The organism is Herbiconiux sp., from assembly GCF_004297105.1.
Classification (GTDB): domain Bacteria; phylum Actinomycetota; class Actinomycetes; order Actinomycetales; family Microbacteriaceae; genus Herbiconiux.
In genome coordinates this window covers 1-13115 of record NZ_SCVE01000014.1, presented here as the reverse complement: position 1 = coordinate 13115, position 13115 = coordinate 1, and the positions used below count along the sequence as shown (strand labels likewise).

The following is a 13115-nucleotide window of genomic DNA, read 5'->3' as shown; positions in this document are numbered from 1 at the left end:
CGACGGTCTTGCTTACTTGACGGACCCACCAGCGGCGACGATCTTCTGCTCGGCGGAGCCGGAGACCTTGTCGACCGTGACGGTCAGCTTCACAGCGATGTCGCCATCGCCCAGAACCTTGACCTTCTCGTTCTTGCGAACCGCGCCCTTGGCCACGAGGTCGGAGATGGTGACATCTCCACCAGCGGGGTAGAGCTCAGCGAGCTTGTCCAGGTTCACGACCTGGTACTCGACGCGGAACGGGTTCTTGAAGCCGCGGAGCTTCGGGGTGCGCATGTGCAGCGGCATCTGCCCACCCTCGAAGCCGACGCGCACCTGGTAGCGGGCCTTCGTGCCCTTGGTGCCACGACCGGCTGTCTTACCCTTGGAGCCCTCACCGCGACCAACGCGGGTGCGAGCCTTCTTGGCACCCGGCGCGGGACGGAGGTGGTGCACCTTGAGCACGTGCTCACGGGGTCCAGCAGCCTCGGTCTCGACCTTCTTGGGCGCTGCCTTGGCTGCGGGAGCCTTGGCGGCGGCAGGAGCCTTCGCGTCGGCGGCATCAGCCTTCGGCGCAGCGGCCTTCTTAGGGGCAGCAGCCTTGGCCGGAGCCTTGGCGGCGGCCTTGGGAGCCGCCTTCTCTGCAGCGGCAGCCTTGGGCGCAGCGGCGGCCTTGGGGGCCGCGGCCTTCTTCGGAGCCGCCTTCGCGGTCTCCTTGGCTTCTTCTTCAGCCATTAGTCAATCTCCTCGACCTTCACCAGGTGTGCGACGGTGCGCACATAGCCCCGGTTCTGGGCGTTGTCTTCGCGAACGACGATGTCGCCGATCCGCTTCAGTCCGAGGCTGCGCAGCGTGTCACGCTGGTTCTGCTTCTCGCTGATCTTGGACTTGATCTGGGTCACCTTGAGGCGCGCGGCCATCATGCACCTGCCTTCGCTGCGAGGGCGTCGGCCTCGGCGCGCACGAGGCGGGCCGGGGCGACGTCTTCGAAGTCGAGGCCTCGGCGAGCGGCGACTGCACGCGGCTCCTCGAGCTGCTTCAGCGCCTCGACGGTCGCGTGCACGATGTTGATCGTGTTCGACGAGCCGAGCGACTTCGAGAGGATGTCGTGGATACCGGCACACTCGAGAACGGCGCGCACCGGGCCACCGGCGATAACACCGGTACCGGCGGCGGCGGGGCGCAGAAGCACCACACCGGCAGCCGCCTCACCCTGAACCGGGTGGGGGATCGTGTTTCCGACGCGAGGGACGCGGAAGAAGTTCTTCTTCGCCTCCTCGACGCCCTTGGAGATCGCGGTCGGCACCTCGCGGGCCTTGCCGTAGCCGACACCCACCAGTCCGTTACCGTCGCCGACGACCACGAGAGCGGTGAAGCTGAAGCGACGACCACCCTTCACGACCTTCGAGACGCGGTTGATAGTGACGACGCGCTCGAGGAAGTTGCTCTTGTCCGAGTCACGACCGCCGCGGTCGCCGCGGTTGGGGTTGCGCTCGCGACCGCCACGGCGGGCCTCGCGGGGCTCGTTCTGGGTCGACTCCGTCGAGGCTGCTGTCTCGACCGGAGCCTCGGCAACTGCTGCCACGTCCTGCTCCTTGTTGGTTTCGGTGCTCACAGGCTCAGACCACCCTCTCGTGCTCCATCGGCGATGGCCGCAACGCGACCCGCGTAGCGGTTGCCGCCGCGGTCGAAGACGACCGCCTCGACGCCGGCCTGCTTGGCGCGCTCGGCGACCAGCTCACCGACCTTCTTGGCCTTGGCCGTCTTGTCACCGTCGAAGGTGCGCAGATCGGCTTCGAGCGTGGATGCCGACGCGAGGGTGTGACCCTTGCTGTCGTCGACGACCTGCACGAAGACGTGACGGGCCGAGCGGGTGACGACCAGGCGCGGACGCGCGGGCGTGCCCTCGACCTTCTTGCGAAGGCGCAGGTGCCGGCGATCGCGGGCTGCGGACTTCGACTTTCCTCTGATTCCAGTAGCCATGGTCTACTTACCACTCTTTCCGGCCTTGCGGCGAACGACCTCGCCGGCGTACCGCACACCCTTGCCCTTGTAGGGCTCGGGCTTGCGCAGCTTGCGAATGTTGGCGGCAACCTCACCGACGGCCTGCTTGTCGATGCCGTTGACCGTGAGCTTGTTGTTGCCCTCGACGGTGAACGTGATGCCCGCAGGCGGTTCGACCGAGATGGGGTGCGAGTATCCGAGCGCGAACTCGACGCCGCTGCCCTTGGCAGCGACTCGGTAACCGGTTCCGACGACCTCGAGGCTCTTGGTGTAGCCCGTGGTGACGCCGACGATCTGGTTCGCGATCAGGGTGCGGGTGAGGCCGTGCAGCGAGCGAGAATTACGCTCGTCGTCCGGGCGAGTGACGAGAACCTGGTTCTCCTCGACCGAGGCCTTGATGGGCTCAGCGATGACGAGCGCGAGCTCGCCCTTCGGGCCCTTGACTGCAACCTGCTGGCCGTCGATGGAGACGGTGACGCCGGCAGGGATGTCGATGGGGAGACGTCCGATACGTGACATTGTCGGTTACCACACGTAGGCGAGGACTTCCCCACCCACGCCCTTCTTGCTCGCCTGGCGGTCCGTGAGGAGACCCGAGGAGGTGGACAGGATGGCCACGCCGAGGCCACCGAGAACGGTGGGGATCTCGGTCGACTTCGCGTAGACACGGAGTCCGGGCTTCGACACGCGCTTGATGCCCGCGATCGAACGCTCCCGATTGGGGCCGAACTTGAGGCTCAGGGTGAGCGTCTGCCCGACCTTGGCATCGGCGATCTCCCAGCCGGAGATGTAGCCCTCCGCCTTGAGGATGTCGGCGATGTGTCCCTTGAGCTTCGAATGCGGCATCGACACGGTGTCGTGGTGCGCCGAGTTCGCGTTGCGCAGTCTGGTCAGCATGTCTGCGACCGGATCTGTCATTGTCATGATCTATTGCCTTTCGCGCCTGGTTTCGACACCCTTTTCGAGGATGCCGACCTGTGGTCGTCGTGGGTGGGTGGAGCTAGTTGGTGGTGCTGTCGTTCGACTTGAAGGGGAAGCCGAGCGCCTTGAGCAGCGCACGTCCCTCGTCGTCGTTCTTGGCGGTGGTGACGACAGTGATGTCGAAACCACGAACGCGGTCGATCTTGTCCTGGTCGATCTCGTGGAACATCGACTGCTCGGTGAGACCGAAGGTGTAGTTGCCGCGGCCGTCGAACTGCTTGTCCGAAAGACCACGGAAGTCGCGGATGCGGGGAAGCGCAAGCGAGAGCAGACGGTCGAGGAACTCCCACGCACGGTCGCCACGCAGCGTGACGTGGGCGCCGATGGGCTGACCCTCACGCAGCTTGAACTGGGCGATCGACTTGCGGGCCTTGGTGACCTGCGGCTTCTGGCCGGTGATCGCGGTGAGGTCCTTGACCGCACCGTCGATGACCTTGCCGTCGCGGGCGGCCTCGCCGACACCGGTGTTCACGACGATCTTGACGATGCCGGGAACCTGGTGAACGTTCGTGAAGGAGAAGTCCTTCGTGAGCTGCTCGACGATCTCGTTCTTGTACTTCTGCTTCAGGCGCGGCTGGATTTTGCCAGCGGGCGCGGCAGTGTCGGTGCTCATCAGAGGTCCTTACCTGACTTCTTCGCGTAACGAACGCGGACCGTCTTCGTGACGCCGTCCTTCGTTACCTCTTCGTTGCGGTGGCCGACACGCGTCGGCTTCTTGGTCTCGGGGTCGACCAGGGCGACGTTCGACACGTGGATCGGCGCCTCCATGGTCTCGATGCCGCCGGTCTTGGTGCCGCGCTGCGACTGACCGACGCGAACGTGCTTCGTGACGAAGTTCACGCCCTCGACGATGACGCGGTCGCGCTCGACCAGAACCTCGATGACACGTCCCTGCTTGCCACGGTCTCCGCCGCGGTCCTGGCTGGGGCCGGAAATGACCTGAACGAGGTCACCCTTCTTGATGTTCGCCATGACTAGATAACCTCCGGTGCCAGCGAGATGATCTTCATGAACTTCTTGTCACGGAGTTCACGGCCGACCGGTCCGAAGATGCGGGTACCACGGGGGTCTCCGTCGTTCTTCAGGATCACGGCGGCGTTCTCATCGAACTTGATGTACGAACCGTCGGGACGACGGGTCGACTTGACGGTGCGGACGATGACGGCCTTGACCACATCGCCCTTCTTGACGTTTCCGCCGGGGATGGCGTCCTTCACGGTCGCGACGATGACATCGCCGAGACCCGCGTAACGACGGCCGGATCCACCGAGAACACGAATCGTCAGGAGCTCCTTGGCGCCGGTGTTGTCGGCGACCTTAACTCGTGATTCTTGCTGCAGCATTTACTTGGCCTTTTCCAGGATCTCAACCAGGCGCCAGCGCTTCGACGCTGACAGGGGACGGGTCTCGTTGATGAGCACGAGGTCGCCGATGCCCGCGCTGTTGGTCTCGTCGTGCGCCTTCACCTTGGAGGTGCGGCGGATGACCTTTCCGTACAGCGGGTGCTTCACGCGGTCCTCGACCTCGACGACGATGGTCTTGTCCATCTTGTCGCTGGTCACGTAACCGCGACGCGACTTGCGGTAACCGCGCGCCGCCTCGTCCTTGACGTCGTGCGAGGACGACTCGTGGCCGGCCGCGACGACCTTCTCTTCGGTCTTAGCCATTACTTCGCCTCCTCAGTCTCTTCAACGGCCTCAGCAGGTGCCTCGGTCGCCTTCTTGGTCTTCTTGGTCGCCTTGGCCGGAGCCTCGACGGGAACGGGCGTGGCACGGATGCCCAGCTCGCGCTCACGGATGATCGTGTAGATCCGCGAGATGTCGCGCTTCACAGCGCGGAGTCGGCCGTGGCTCTCCAGCTGGCCGGTCGCCGACTGGAAGCGCAGGTTGAACAGCTCTTCCTTGGCCTTGCGAAGCTCCTCGAGAAGTCGAGAATCTTCGAACGTGTCGAGCTCCGCCGGGGCGAGCTCCTTAGAACCGATCGCCATTACGCGTCGCCCTCCTCGCGCTTGATGATGCGTGCCTTGAGAGGCAGCTTGTGAATTGCACGGGTGAGTGCCTCGCGAGCGATGGTCTCGTTGACCCCGCTCAGCTCGAACAGCACGCGTCCCGGCTTGACGTTGGCGACCCACCACTCGGGCGAACCCTTACCGGAACCCATGCGGGTCTCGGCAGGCTTCTTCGTGAGCGGACGGTCGGGGTAGATGTTGATCCACACCTTCCCACCACGCTTGATGTGACGGGTCATCGCGATACGAGCGGACTCGATCTGACGGTTGGTCACGTAAGCGGGGGTGAGGGCCTGGATGCCGAACTCACCGAAGCTCACCTTGGTGCCACCGGTGGCGTGGCCACTGCGACCCGGGTGGTGCTGCTTGCGGTGCTTGACTCGACGGGGGATAAGCATGATTACGCCTCAACTCCTGCTGCAACCGGTGCGTCCGCCTTGGGAGCGGAGTTACGGCGCGGACGGTCACGGTCGCCACGCTCGGGGCGCGACGACTTCTGGTTGGCCTGCTCGCGGGCGAGCTCCTTGTTGGTGATGTCGCCCTTGTAGATCCAGACCTTCACACCGATGCGGCCGAACGTCGTCTTGGCCTCGTAGAAGCCGTAGTCGATGTTGGCGCGAAGGGTGTGCAGCGGAACGCGGCCTTCACGGTAGAACTCCGAGCGGCTCATCTCGGCGCCGCCGAGACGGCCCGACACCTGGATGCGGACACCCTTGGCGCCGGCGCGCTGAGCACCCTGCAGGCCCTTGCGCATCGCGCGGCGGAATGCCACACGAGCGGTGAGCTGCTCGGCGATGCCCTGAGCAACGAGCTGAGCCTCGGCCTCGGGGTTCTTCACCTCGAGGATGTTCAGCTGGATCTGCTTGCCCGTGAGCTTCTCGAGGTCGGAGCGGATGCGCTCGGCCTCTGCGCCACGACGACCGATCACGATGCCCGGACGGGCGGTGTGGATGTCGACGCGAACGCGGTCGCGGGTGCGCTCGATCTCGATGCGCGCCACTCCGGCGCGGTCGAGCGAGGTCTTCAGCAGGTTGCGGATCTTCACGTCCTCAGCGACGTAGTCGCTGTAACGCTGACCCTTCTTCGTGCTGTCGGAAAACCAGCGCGACACGTGGTCGGTGGTGATTCCGAGGCGGAAGCCGTACGGATTGACTTTCTGGCCCATTACTTGCTCACCTTCTTGCTCGCGCCCTCGATCGATGCGGCCTCGTCGGGCGTCGCAAGAACGATCGTGATGTGGCTCGTGCGCTTGTTGATGCGGAACGCGCGACCCTGAGCACGGGGCTGGAAGCGCTTGAGCGTGGTTCCCTCATCGACGAATGCCTTCGCGATGAAGAGGTCCTGCTCGTCCAGGTAGCTGTTCGAAGCATCTGCCTTGACCCGCGCATTCGCGATCGCCGAGGCGACCAGCTTGTACACGGGCTCCGAAGCGCCCTGCTGGGCGAACTTCAGGATTGCCAGAGCCTCGACGGCCTGACGGCCGCGGATCAGGTTGACGACACGACGGGCCTTCATGGGGGTGACGCGGATGTGACGCACGCGTGCGATCGACTCCACCATTTCTCTTCCTCCTTCACGTCACCGCGGTTAGCGGCGACGGCCCTTCTTGTCGTCCTTCACGTGTCCACGGAAGGTGCGGGTCGGGGCGAACTCGCCCAGCTTGTGACCCACCATGGTCTCGGTGATGAACACCGGGATGTGCTTGCGGCCGTCGTGCACGGCGATCGTGTGCCCGAGGAACGCGGGGATGATCATCGAGCGGCGCGACCAGGTCTTGATGACGTTCTTGGAGCCGGCTTCGTTCTGCGTGACGACCTTGCGGTACAGGTGGTCGTCGACGAAGGGGCCCTTCTTGAGACTGCGTGGCATTTTCTAGACTCCTACTTACGCTTCTTGCCGACGGTCCGACGACGCACGATGAGCTTGTCGCTTTCCTTGTTGGGGTGACGGGTACGGCCCTCGGCCTGACCCCAGGGGCTGACCGGGTGACGACCACCGGAGGTCTTGCCCTCACCACCACCGTGCGGGTGGTCGACGGGGTTCATGGCCACACCACGCACGGTCGGGCGGATGCCCTTCCAGCGGTTACGGCCGGCCTTGCCCCAGTTGATGTTCGACTGCTCGGCGTTGCCGACCTCGCCGATCGTGGCGCGGCAGCGCGCATCCACGTTGCGGATCTCGCCCGACGGCAGACGCAGCTGCGCGTAGGGGCCGTCCTTCGCCACGAGACGAACGGATGCACCGGCGGAGCGGGCCATCTTGGCACCGCCGCCCGGCTTCAGCTCGATCGCGTGGATCACGGTACCGGTCGGGATGTTGCGCAGCGGCAGGTTGTTACCGGGCTTGATGTCCGCGCCGGCACCCGACTCGACGATGTCGCCCTGGGCGAGCTTGTTCGGCGCGAGGATGTAGCGCTTGGTGCCGTCCACGAAGTGGAGCAGCGCGATGCGCGCGGTGCGGTTGGGGTCGTACTCGATGTGAGCGACCTTCGCGTTGACGCCGTCCTTGTCGTTGCGACGGAAGTCGATCACGCGGTACTGGCGCTTGTGGCCACCACCGATGTGACGCGTCGTGATGCGACCCTGGTTGTTGCGTCCACCGGTCTTGGAGAGCGGGCGGAGCAGCGACTTCTCAGGAGTCGAACGGGTGATCTCTGCGAAGTCCGAGACGGACGAACCGCGGCGGCCCGGCGTCGTGGGCTTGTACTTACGAATAGCCATGTGTCTTTTCCTCTAGCTTCCGGGCCTAGCCGACGGCCGTGAAGATGTCGATGGAGCCGGACTTGAGGGTCACGATCGCGCGCTTGGTGTCCTTGCGCTTGCCCTGACCGAACTTGGTGCGGCGGGTCTTGCCCGTGCGGTTCAGCGTGTTGATCGACGCGACCTCGACACCGAAGATCTTCTCGATGGCGAGCTTGATCTCGGTCTTGTTCGAGCGGGGGTCCACCACGAAGGTGTACTTGCCCTGGTCGATCAGGCCGTAGCTCTTCTCCGAGACGACGGGCGACAGGATGATGTCGCGCGGGTCCTTGTTGAACGCGGCGTTGCTCATGCGGAAACCTCTTCCGTCTTGGACTTCGAGGCGACGAACGCGTCGAAGGAACCCTTGGTGAACACGATGTCGTCGGAGACGAGGACGTCGTAGGCGTTCAGCTGGTCTGCGGGCAGAACGTGAACGGTCGGGATGTTGCGCACGCTCTTGAGGCTCAGCTCGTCGCTGCGCTCCAGCACGATGAGAACGTGCTTCGACGACGCGACGGTGGCGAGGAACTCGTTCACGGCCTTGGTCGACGGCGCCTCACCCTGCGAGAGGGACTCGACGACGTGCACGCGGCCACCGCGGGCCCGGTCGGAGAGAGCACCGAGCAGGGCCGCGGCGATCATCTTCTTGGGGGTGCGCTGAGCGTAGTTGCGGGGCACGGGTCCGTGGACGATGCCACCGCCGGTCATCTGAGGGGCGCGGATCGAGCCCTGACGAGCGCGACCGGTTCCCTTCTGCTTGAACGGCTTGCGGCCGGCACCGGAGACCTCACCACGACGCTTGGTCTTGTGGGTTCCCTGGCGGGCGGCAGCGAGCTGTGCGACGACGACCTGGTGGATGAGCGGGATGTTGGTCTGCACGTCGAAGATCTCAGCGGGCAGCTCGACGGTTCCGGACTTCTTGCCGGCGACGTCGAGGACATCGAGCGTGTTAGTTGCGGTAGCCATGGACTACGCCCCCTTCACTGCGTTGCGGACGAAAACGAGACGGCCCTTGGCACCGGGAACGGCGCCCTTGACGAGCAGCAGGCCCTTCTCGGCGTCGACCGAGTGGATGACGAGGTTGAGCACGGTGACGCGCTCTCCACCCATGCGGCCGGCCATGCGCATGCCCTTGAAGACTCGGCTGGGCGTCGACGACGCACCGATCGAGCCGGGCTTGCGGTGGTTGCGGTGCGAACCGTGTGAAGCGGAGACACCCTTGAAGTTGTGGCGCTTCATGACACCGGCGAAGCCCTTGCCCTTGGAGGTGCCCACGACGTCGACCTTCTGGCCGGCCTCGAACACGCTCTCCGCGGTGAGCTCCTGGCCGACGGTGTAGTCGGCGGCATCCGCGGTGCGGATCTCGGTGATGTGACGGCGAGGCGTGACGCCGGCGGCCTCGAAGTGGCCCGCCTTCGGCTTGTTCACCTTGCGGGGGTCGATCTGACCGGCGGCCACCTGCACGGCGGCGTAGCCGTCGCGCTCGGGGGTGCGGATCTGGGTGACGACGTTGGGCGAGACCTCGACGACGGTCACGGGGATGAGACGGTTGTTCTCGTCCCACACCTGGGTCATGCCGAGCTTCTTGCCGAGCAGTCCCTTGGAAGTCTTAGCTGCGAGAGCCATAGTGATTACCTAGTCCCTTCGCGCTCAGAGCTTGATCTCGATGTTGACGTCGGCGGGCAGGTCGAGACGCATGAGCGAGTCGACAGCCTTCGGCGTCGGGTCGATGATGTCGATGAGACGCTTGTGGGTGCGCATTTCGAAGTGCTCCCGGCTGTCCTTGTACTTGTGGGGCGAACGGATGACTGCGATCACGTTCTTCTCCGTCGGAAGCGGCACGGGGCCGACGACGGTTGCTCCCGCGCGGGTGACCGTGTCGACGATCTTGCGCGCCGAGGTGTCGATGACCTCGTGGTCATACGACTTAAGTCGAATGCGGATCTTCTGTCCCGCCATGTGTGACTCTCTCTCTGTCTCGCGTCATACAGCCTCGACTGCATTGGACGCCCACTGTTTTGCTATCAAGCACCGCAGACACACCTCTAGCCAGGAGAGATGTGGTTTGCGATTAAGCTTCGCTCTGCTGTCTGCGGCCTAACCTCGATATGGGTTATGCACTGCCAAGACAGTGATTCGGGCACGCAAGGCGGCCCAAAATGTTGAACTAGACGAGTTTGCCACATTCCCGGGCTACATGCAACCCGGGCGTGTCGCGCCTCAGGATGCGGTTCCCGCCCCTAGTTGCAGGACGGCTCGCGCCGCGCGCTCGAGCTCCCTGCCGTAGGAGGGGCCGTGCCCGACAGCATGCACGGCGAGGGGGAACATCTGATGGATCGGCACTCGCTGGTGCCAGCCCGGTGCGAGCGGTGCGGCATCGTCATAGCCGGCCAGGATGTCGTCGAGAAACGGCGCCCCGAACAGCACCAGCATGGCCAGATCGGTCTCCCGATGCCCGCCGTGCGCGGCCGGATCGATCACCACCACTCCGGTGGGCGTCCACATCACGTTGCCCGACCAGAGGTCGCCGTGCAGACGTGCCGGCGGCTCCCCGTCGTCGAAGATGCCCGACTGGATGAGGTCGCAAGCCCGCTGTACGAGTTGGAACCCATCGGCAGAGAGGTTGCCACGGGCCACCGCCTGTTCGGCGTAAGGCCGTACGCGCTCCTGCGGATAGAAGTCGCTCCAGGCAGAGTGCTCCACTACGGGCATCTCACGCCTGCCGATATAGCACAGCCCCTGCCAGCCGTCCGGCGGTGATCCGAACGCGGGAGCCCCCGCGGAGTGGGTTCGCGCGAGCAGCTCTCCGAAGCGGCGGGCCGCCTCCCGGCTCGGCCGCGTGCTGCGCAACTCCTCGAGTTCGATGGTGTCGGATGCGACACGTTCCACCTTCACACATGGCACTCCGCTGGCTGCGGCGAGCCAGGCGAGTCCGGCCGCCTCGGCCTCGAAGAAGCCCTCCGGAGCGGCAGGATCGACCTTGGTGAACACGGCTTTAGGCTAAGCGACGAACGTTTCGGACACGTGTCGCCGGCGATTCTTCCTTACGGGCCGCTCCGAGCGCTCTCCGCTAATTCGCGCGCACGAATGGCGGAATCCGAGTCTCCCGCCTCATCGAATGCCGCCGCAGCGATCGCGCAGTCCTCCATTCGCGCCAGGCTCAGTAGGCATCGAGCTTGCGAGAGAGTGATGTCGCCGATGATCCACGGTGCATGGGCGGCCGTCGCGGTCGCCAGAGCTTCTTCGAGGTCGGCCAGCCCCGACAGGTCACCGAACCGCACGCGGGCCACGCCGAGGAGGTGGACCGCCTCCACGTATGTTCCCAGGAAGTCTGGATCATCTCGCACCGCTTCGGCACCCCGGGCCGCCTCGGCTGTCGCGGAGTCGTCGGATTCATCGAGCAAGAGACGCGCATGCTCCACACGCACCGTCGCTTCCGGACCGTTCCCGCCGCATTCCCGGCAACACTCCGCCGCCGCCGCATAGACCTCGCGCGCCTGGCCGGAGCGACCACCCATCACCAGGGCTCTGGCCCACCACGTCATCGTGGCTGCCAGATCGACAGGGTCGCCGGCCACACGACGCTGGGCATCGAACGCCTTCGCGAGAACGATGCAAGCCTCATCGCTTCTCGCCTCTACGACCAATTGACGCCCGAGGGCGAAGAGCCGGTCGCCGCAGTCGGTCGACAGCTCGGGACCACCATTCAGAGCCGCCATGACATCTGCGCGTAGACGCGATCGGATCGCAGCTGTCGTGACGATTGTGCTGCGATCGAACGTCGCTTCGAACACATCAAGAGCCGTGAGCATACGTCATTTTATCACGAGTGGTGCGATAAGGAACGTTCTTACGGGAGAACCCGGAGCCCAGTCGTCAAATTCCGCTGGTCGCTCACGGCCTAGCTCTGTTCGCAGCGTCTGGCGGCGAGCCTCCCGTAAGAACGATTGCCCCTATTCTGCGCTTCCCCGCAGAGAACACAAGTCTTGACTTTCTAGCGGAACAGGAGTGCGCGCAACTCCGACTCCGGACGAGCCGGGTCGATCACCTCTCCTGCTGCGTAGTGATCCACAACACGCGGATCCACATAGCTCGTCTTGGCGATGGTCGGAGTATTGCCGAGAACGCCGGCCGCGTCGCGCATGGCCTGCGCGAGCGCTTTCGCCCGCGCGCTCTTCTTGGTCTCCGTGCCGTGCTTCGCCAAGCTCACGGCTGCGGCGAGCGTGCCGTGCAGGGTGCGGAAGTCCTTCGCCGTGAAGTCACCCCCGGTGCGCTCTCGCACATAGGCGTTGATCTCCTCGGCGTCGACAGGATGCCACACGCCCCGTTCGTCCTTCCACGACAGGAGACGTGCGTTCGCACCGCGGCGCTTGAGGCTTCGCACGAGCGTCGCGAGATCGGCGTCGACGATCTCGGAGTCCCATTCCTGACCGCTCTTCGCGGGGAACGCGAGGTGCACAGCGGCGCCACTCGTCGTGGCATAGGCGCAGAGCAGTGTGGTGAGGCCATAGCTGCCGTGCTCCTGCGCGTATCGCTCGCTACCCACTCGGAGCGAACCGGTATCGAGCATCCGGAAGCCGGCCGCGAGGATGCGGTTTCGCGTGTAGCCCTCTTCACGCAGATGCATGGTGACCTGCCGTCGAGCTGCCGGCAGAGACTCGGCCAGAGCGAGCGCTCTGTCGTACTTGATCCGGTCCTTCTGCTCACGCCAGGTCGGATGGTAGATGTACTGACGCCGGCCGGCTGCATCCACCCCGGTCGCCTGCACGTGACCGTTGGCGTACGGCGCGATCCAGACATCAGTCCACGCCGGCGGGATGGCCAGGTGCTCGATTCGAGTGCGTAGCTCCGGATCCCGCACCGTCTCCCCCGCGTCATCGCGGTAGGTGAAGCCCTTACCCGACCGAATACGACGGATGCCCCGTCCCGAAGAGTCTGATCGTCGGAGGCGGGGCATCTCATCAGTCAATACCTATTCGGTGCCGACCGCCTTGTCGGCTGCCGATCGCGCGCCTTCAACCTGCTCGTCGAACTTTCCTCCGGTGACCTTCTTCACCGTGTCCGCGACCCCATCGAGGACCTTGTCGCTGATGTCCTCGGCCTGCTGGCTCTTCAACGCGTCCTGGACCTTGCTGTCGCCCAAGAACTCCTGAGCCTTCTTGGTGATGTCGTCAAGACCTGCCATGTCGAACTCCTTTGCTCGCCGCCCCGCCGCGCGAAGCGCTGGCTCCAGAAAAGCAGGTTAAACCAAAAGAGGCCAGCCCGAAGGCTGGCCTCTTTCGAAAGAAGTCCGGCGGTGTCCTACTCTCCCACAAGGTCCCCCTTGCAGTACCATCGGCGCAGAGAGTCTTAGCTTCCGGGTTCGGAATGTGACCGGGCGTTTCCCTCTCGCTATGGCCGCC

At 64.8% G+C, this 13115-nt stretch carries 24 protein-coding genes and 1 rRNA gene; all 25 read right to left on the bottom strand.

Translation table 11 applies throughout. The features are described 5' to 3' along the window. Window positions 1-12: 12 nt before the first annotated feature. Entirely contained in the window at window positions 13-714 is a 702-nt protein-coding gene (rplO, locus tag EPO52_RS11535; protein WP_290806376.1) for a 50S ribosomal protein L15, read from the bottom strand. Then, on the bottom strand, window positions 714-899 hold the full coding sequence (rpmD, locus tag EPO52_RS11530; protein WP_171707109.1) for a 50S ribosomal protein L30: 186 nt from the start codon (window positions 897-899) through the stop codon (window positions 714-716). Before rpmD ends, rplO begins: the two co-directional genes overlap by 1 nt. Continuing rightward, window positions 899-1594, bottom strand: a complete 696-nt coding sequence (gene rpsE / locus EPO52_RS11525; RefSeq protein ID WP_290806373.1) for a 30S ribosomal protein S5 — start codon at window positions 1592-1594, stop codon at window positions 899-901. Before rpsE ends, rpmD begins: the two co-directional genes overlap by 1 nt. Beyond that, window positions 1591-1962 (bottom strand): 50S ribosomal protein L18, encoded by a 372-nt coding sequence (gene rplR, locus EPO52_RS11520; protein WP_290806370.1) that lies wholly within the window; start codon window positions 1960-1962, stop codon window positions 1591-1593. The genes rpsE and rplR overlap by 4 nt, the downstream gene beginning before the upstream one ends. Window positions 1963-1965: 3 nt before the next feature. Continuing rightward, window positions 1966-2502, bottom strand: a complete 537-nt coding sequence (rplF, locus tag EPO52_RS11515) for a 50S ribosomal protein L6 (protein ID WP_290806367.1) — start codon at window positions 2500-2502, stop codon at window positions 1966-1968. Window positions 2503-2508: 6 nt separating this feature from the next. Next, window positions 2509-2907 carry a 30S ribosomal protein S8 gene (gene rpsH, locus EPO52_RS11510; RefSeq protein WP_290806364.1) on the bottom strand — a complete coding sequence of 133 codons (399 nt, stop codon included), beginning with the start codon at window positions 2905-2907 and terminating at the stop codon, window positions 2509-2511. Window positions 2908-2983: 76 nt separating this feature from the next. After that, a complete protein-coding gene (gene rplE, locus EPO52_RS11505) occupies window positions 2984-3577 on the bottom strand; it encodes a 50S ribosomal protein L5 (protein ID WP_290806361.1) in 594 nt (197 codons plus the stop codon). Then, a complete protein-coding gene (gene rplX, locus EPO52_RS11500; RefSeq protein WP_290806359.1) occupies window positions 3577-3936 on the bottom strand; it encodes a 50S ribosomal protein L24 in 360 nt (119 codons plus the stop codon). The genes rplE and rplX overlap by 1 nt, the downstream gene beginning before the upstream one ends. 2 nt (window positions 3937-3938) lie before the next feature. Then, entirely contained in the window at window positions 3939-4307 is a 369-nt protein-coding gene (gene rplN, locus EPO52_RS11495) for a 50S ribosomal protein L14 (RefSeq protein ID WP_137837171.1), read from the bottom strand. Next, window positions 4308-4631: a 30S ribosomal protein S17 gene (rpsQ, locus tag EPO52_RS11490; protein ID WP_290806354.1), complete on the bottom strand. Its 324-nt coding sequence runs from the start codon at window positions 4629-4631 to the stop codon at window positions 4308-4310. It abuts the gene before it with no gap. Beyond that, on the bottom strand, window positions 4631-4951 hold the full coding sequence (rpmC, locus tag EPO52_RS11485) for a 50S ribosomal protein L29 (protein WP_290806351.1): 321 nt from the start codon (window positions 4949-4951) through the stop codon (window positions 4631-4633). Before rpmC ends, rpsQ begins: the two co-directional genes overlap by 1 nt. Beyond that, window positions 4951-5370: a 50S ribosomal protein L16 gene (rplP, locus tag EPO52_RS11480; protein WP_290806348.1), complete on the bottom strand. Its 420-nt coding sequence runs from the start codon at window positions 5368-5370 to the stop codon at window positions 4951-4953. The genes rpmC and rplP overlap by 1 nt, the downstream gene beginning before the upstream one ends. Window positions 5371-5372: 2 nt before the next feature. Then, window positions 5373-6137 carry a 30S ribosomal protein S3 gene (gene rpsC / locus EPO52_RS11475; protein WP_290806346.1) on the bottom strand — a complete coding sequence of 255 codons (765 nt, stop codon included), beginning with the start codon at window positions 6135-6137 and terminating at the stop codon, window positions 5373-5375. Continuing rightward, window positions 6137-6532, bottom strand: coding sequence for a 50S ribosomal protein L22 (gene rplV, locus EPO52_RS11470; RefSeq protein ID WP_290806343.1), 396 nt, complete (start codon window positions 6530-6532; stop codon window positions 6137-6139). The genes rpsC and rplV overlap by 1 nt, the downstream gene beginning before the upstream one ends. A gap of 27 nt (window positions 6533-6559) precedes the next feature. Further along, window positions 6560-6841 (bottom strand): 30S ribosomal protein S19, encoded by a 282-nt coding sequence (rpsS, locus tag EPO52_RS11465; RefSeq protein ID WP_022897962.1) that lies wholly within the window; start codon window positions 6839-6841, stop codon window positions 6560-6562. An 11-nt stretch (window positions 6842-6852) separates the two neighbouring features. Beyond that, on the bottom strand, window positions 6853-7692 hold the full coding sequence (gene rplB, locus EPO52_RS11460) for a 50S ribosomal protein L2 (RefSeq protein WP_066041181.1): 840 nt from the start codon (window positions 7690-7692) through the stop codon (window positions 6853-6855). Window positions 7693-7717: 25 nt separating this feature from the next. After that, window positions 7718-8023, bottom strand: coding sequence for a 50S ribosomal protein L23 (gene rplW, locus EPO52_RS11455; RefSeq protein WP_290806333.1), 306 nt, complete (start codon window positions 8021-8023; stop codon window positions 7718-7720). Continuing rightward, window positions 8020-8679, bottom strand: coding sequence for a 50S ribosomal protein L4 (gene rplD / locus EPO52_RS11450; protein WP_290806330.1), 660 nt, complete (start codon window positions 8677-8679; stop codon window positions 8020-8022). The genes rplW and rplD overlap by 4 nt, the downstream gene beginning before the upstream one ends. A gap of 3 nt (window positions 8680-8682) precedes the next feature. Next, window positions 8683-9339: a 50S ribosomal protein L3 gene (rplC, locus tag EPO52_RS11445; RefSeq protein WP_290806327.1), complete on the bottom strand. Its 657-nt coding sequence runs from the start codon at window positions 9337-9339 to the stop codon at window positions 8683-8685. 24 nt (window positions 9340-9363) lie between these two features. Continuing rightward, window positions 9364-9672 (bottom strand): 30S ribosomal protein S10, encoded by a 309-nt coding sequence (gene rpsJ / locus EPO52_RS11440; RefSeq protein ID WP_092547990.1) that lies wholly within the window; start codon window positions 9670-9672, stop codon window positions 9364-9366. 261 nt (window positions 9673-9933) lie between these two features. Further along, the gene (locus EPO52_RS11435; protein ID WP_290806319.1) at window positions 9934-10704 is read right to left on the bottom strand and encodes a fructosamine kinase family protein; all 771 of its coding nucleotides are present in this window, start codon (window positions 10702-10704) and stop codon (window positions 9934-9936) included. 53 nt (window positions 10705-10757) lie between these two features. Then, the gene (locus EPO52_RS11430; protein WP_290806316.1) at window positions 10758-11525 is read right to left on the bottom strand and encodes a hypothetical protein; all 768 of its coding nucleotides are present in this window, start codon (window positions 11523-11525) and stop codon (window positions 10758-10760) included. A gap of 182 nt (window positions 11526-11707) precedes the next feature. Further along, window positions 11708-12670: a DNA topoisomerase IB gene (locus EPO52_RS11425; protein ID WP_290806313.1), complete on the bottom strand. Its 963-nt coding sequence runs from the start codon at window positions 12668-12670 to the stop codon at window positions 11708-11710. A gap of 15 nt (window positions 12671-12685) precedes the next feature. After that, window positions 12686-12898, bottom strand: a complete 213-nt coding sequence (locus tag EPO52_RS11420; RefSeq protein WP_290806309.1) for an Rv0909 family putative TA system antitoxin — start codon at window positions 12896-12898, stop codon at window positions 12686-12688. 103 nt (window positions 12899-13001) lie between these two features. Further along, window positions 13002-13115 (bottom strand): 5S ribosomal RNA (gene rrf / locus EPO52_RS11415); the annotation flags it as partial.

Excerpts from the sequence above, each read along its gene's own strand:
- rplO (WP_290806376.1), bottom strand. The coding sequence starts at position 714 with ATGGCTGAAGAAGAAGCCAAGGAGACCGCGAAGGCGGCTCCGAAGAAG.
- rpmD (WP_171707109.1), bottom strand. The coding sequence starts at position 899 with ATGGCCGCGCGCCTCAAGGTGACCCAGATCAAGTCCAAGATCAGCGAG.
- rplR (WP_290806370.1), bottom strand. The coding sequence starts at position 1,962 with ATGGCTACTGGAATCAGAGGAAAGTCGAAGTCCGCAGCCCGCGATCGC.
- rplF (WP_290806367.1), bottom strand. The coding sequence starts at position 2,502 with ATGTCACGTATCGGACGTCTCCCCATCGACATCCCTGCCGGCGTCACC.
- rpsH (WP_290806364.1), bottom strand. The coding sequence starts at position 2,907 with ATGACAATGACAGATCCGGTCGCAGACATGCTGACCAGACTGCGCAAC.
- rplE (WP_290806361.1), bottom strand. The coding sequence starts at position 3,577 with ATGAGCACCGACACTGCCGCGCCCGCTGGCAAAATCCAGCCGCGCCTG.
- rplX (WP_290806359.1), bottom strand. The coding sequence starts at position 3,936 with ATGGCGAACATCAAGAAGGGTGACCTCGTTCAGGTCATTTCCGGCCCC.
- rplN (WP_137837171.1), bottom strand. The coding sequence starts at position 4,307 with ATGCTGCAGCAAGAATCACGAGTTAAGGTCGCCGACAACACCGGCGCC.
- rpsQ (WP_290806354.1), bottom strand. The coding sequence starts at position 4,631 with ATGGCTAAGACCGAAGAGAAGGTCGTCGCGGCCGGCCACGAGTCGTCC.
- rpmC (WP_290806351.1), bottom strand. The coding sequence starts at position 4,951 with ATGGCGATCGGTTCTAAGGAGCTCGCCCCGGCGGAGCTCGACACGTTC.
- rplP (WP_290806348.1), bottom strand. The coding sequence starts at position 5,370 with ATGCTTATCCCCCGTCGAGTCAAGCACCGCAAGCAGCACCACCCGGGT.
- rpsC (WP_290806346.1), bottom strand. The coding sequence starts at position 6,137 with ATGGGCCAGAAAGTCAATCCGTACGGCTTCCGCCTCGGAATCACCACC.
- rplV (WP_290806343.1), bottom strand. The coding sequence starts at position 6,532 with ATGGTGGAGTCGATCGCACGCGTGCGTCACATCCGCGTCACCCCCATG.
- rpsS (WP_022897962.1), bottom strand. The coding sequence starts at position 6,841 with ATGCCACGCAGTCTCAAGAAGGGCCCCTTCGTCGACGACCACCTGTAC.
- rplB (WP_066041181.1), bottom strand. The coding sequence starts at position 7,692 with ATGGCTATTCGTAAGTACAAGCCCACGACGCCGGGCCGCCGCGGTTCG.
- rplW (WP_290806333.1), bottom strand. The coding sequence starts at position 8,023 with ATGAGCAACGCCGCGTTCAACAAGGACCCGCGCGACATCATCCTGTCG.
- rplD (WP_290806330.1), bottom strand. The coding sequence starts at position 8,679 with ATGGCTACCGCAACTAACACGCTCGATGTCCTCGACGTCGCCGGCAAG.
- rplC (WP_290806327.1), bottom strand. The coding sequence starts at position 9,339 with ATGGCTCTCGCAGCTAAGACTTCCAAGGGACTGCTCGGCAAGAAGCTC.
- rpsJ (WP_092547990.1), bottom strand. The coding sequence starts at position 9,672 with ATGGCGGGACAGAAGATCCGCATTCGACTTAAGTCGTATGACCACGAG.
- EPO52_RS11430 (WP_290806316.1), bottom strand. The coding sequence starts at position 11,525 with ATGCTCACGGCTCTTGATGTGTTCGAAGCGACGTTCGATCGCAGCACA.
- EPO52_RS11425 (WP_290806313.1), bottom strand. The coding sequence starts at position 12,670 with ATGCCCCGCCTCCGACGATCAGACTCTTCGGGACGGGGCATCCGTCGT.
- EPO52_RS11420 (WP_290806309.1), bottom strand. The coding sequence starts at position 12,898 with ATGGCAGGTCTTGACGACATCACCAAGAAGGCTCAGGAGTTCTTGGGC.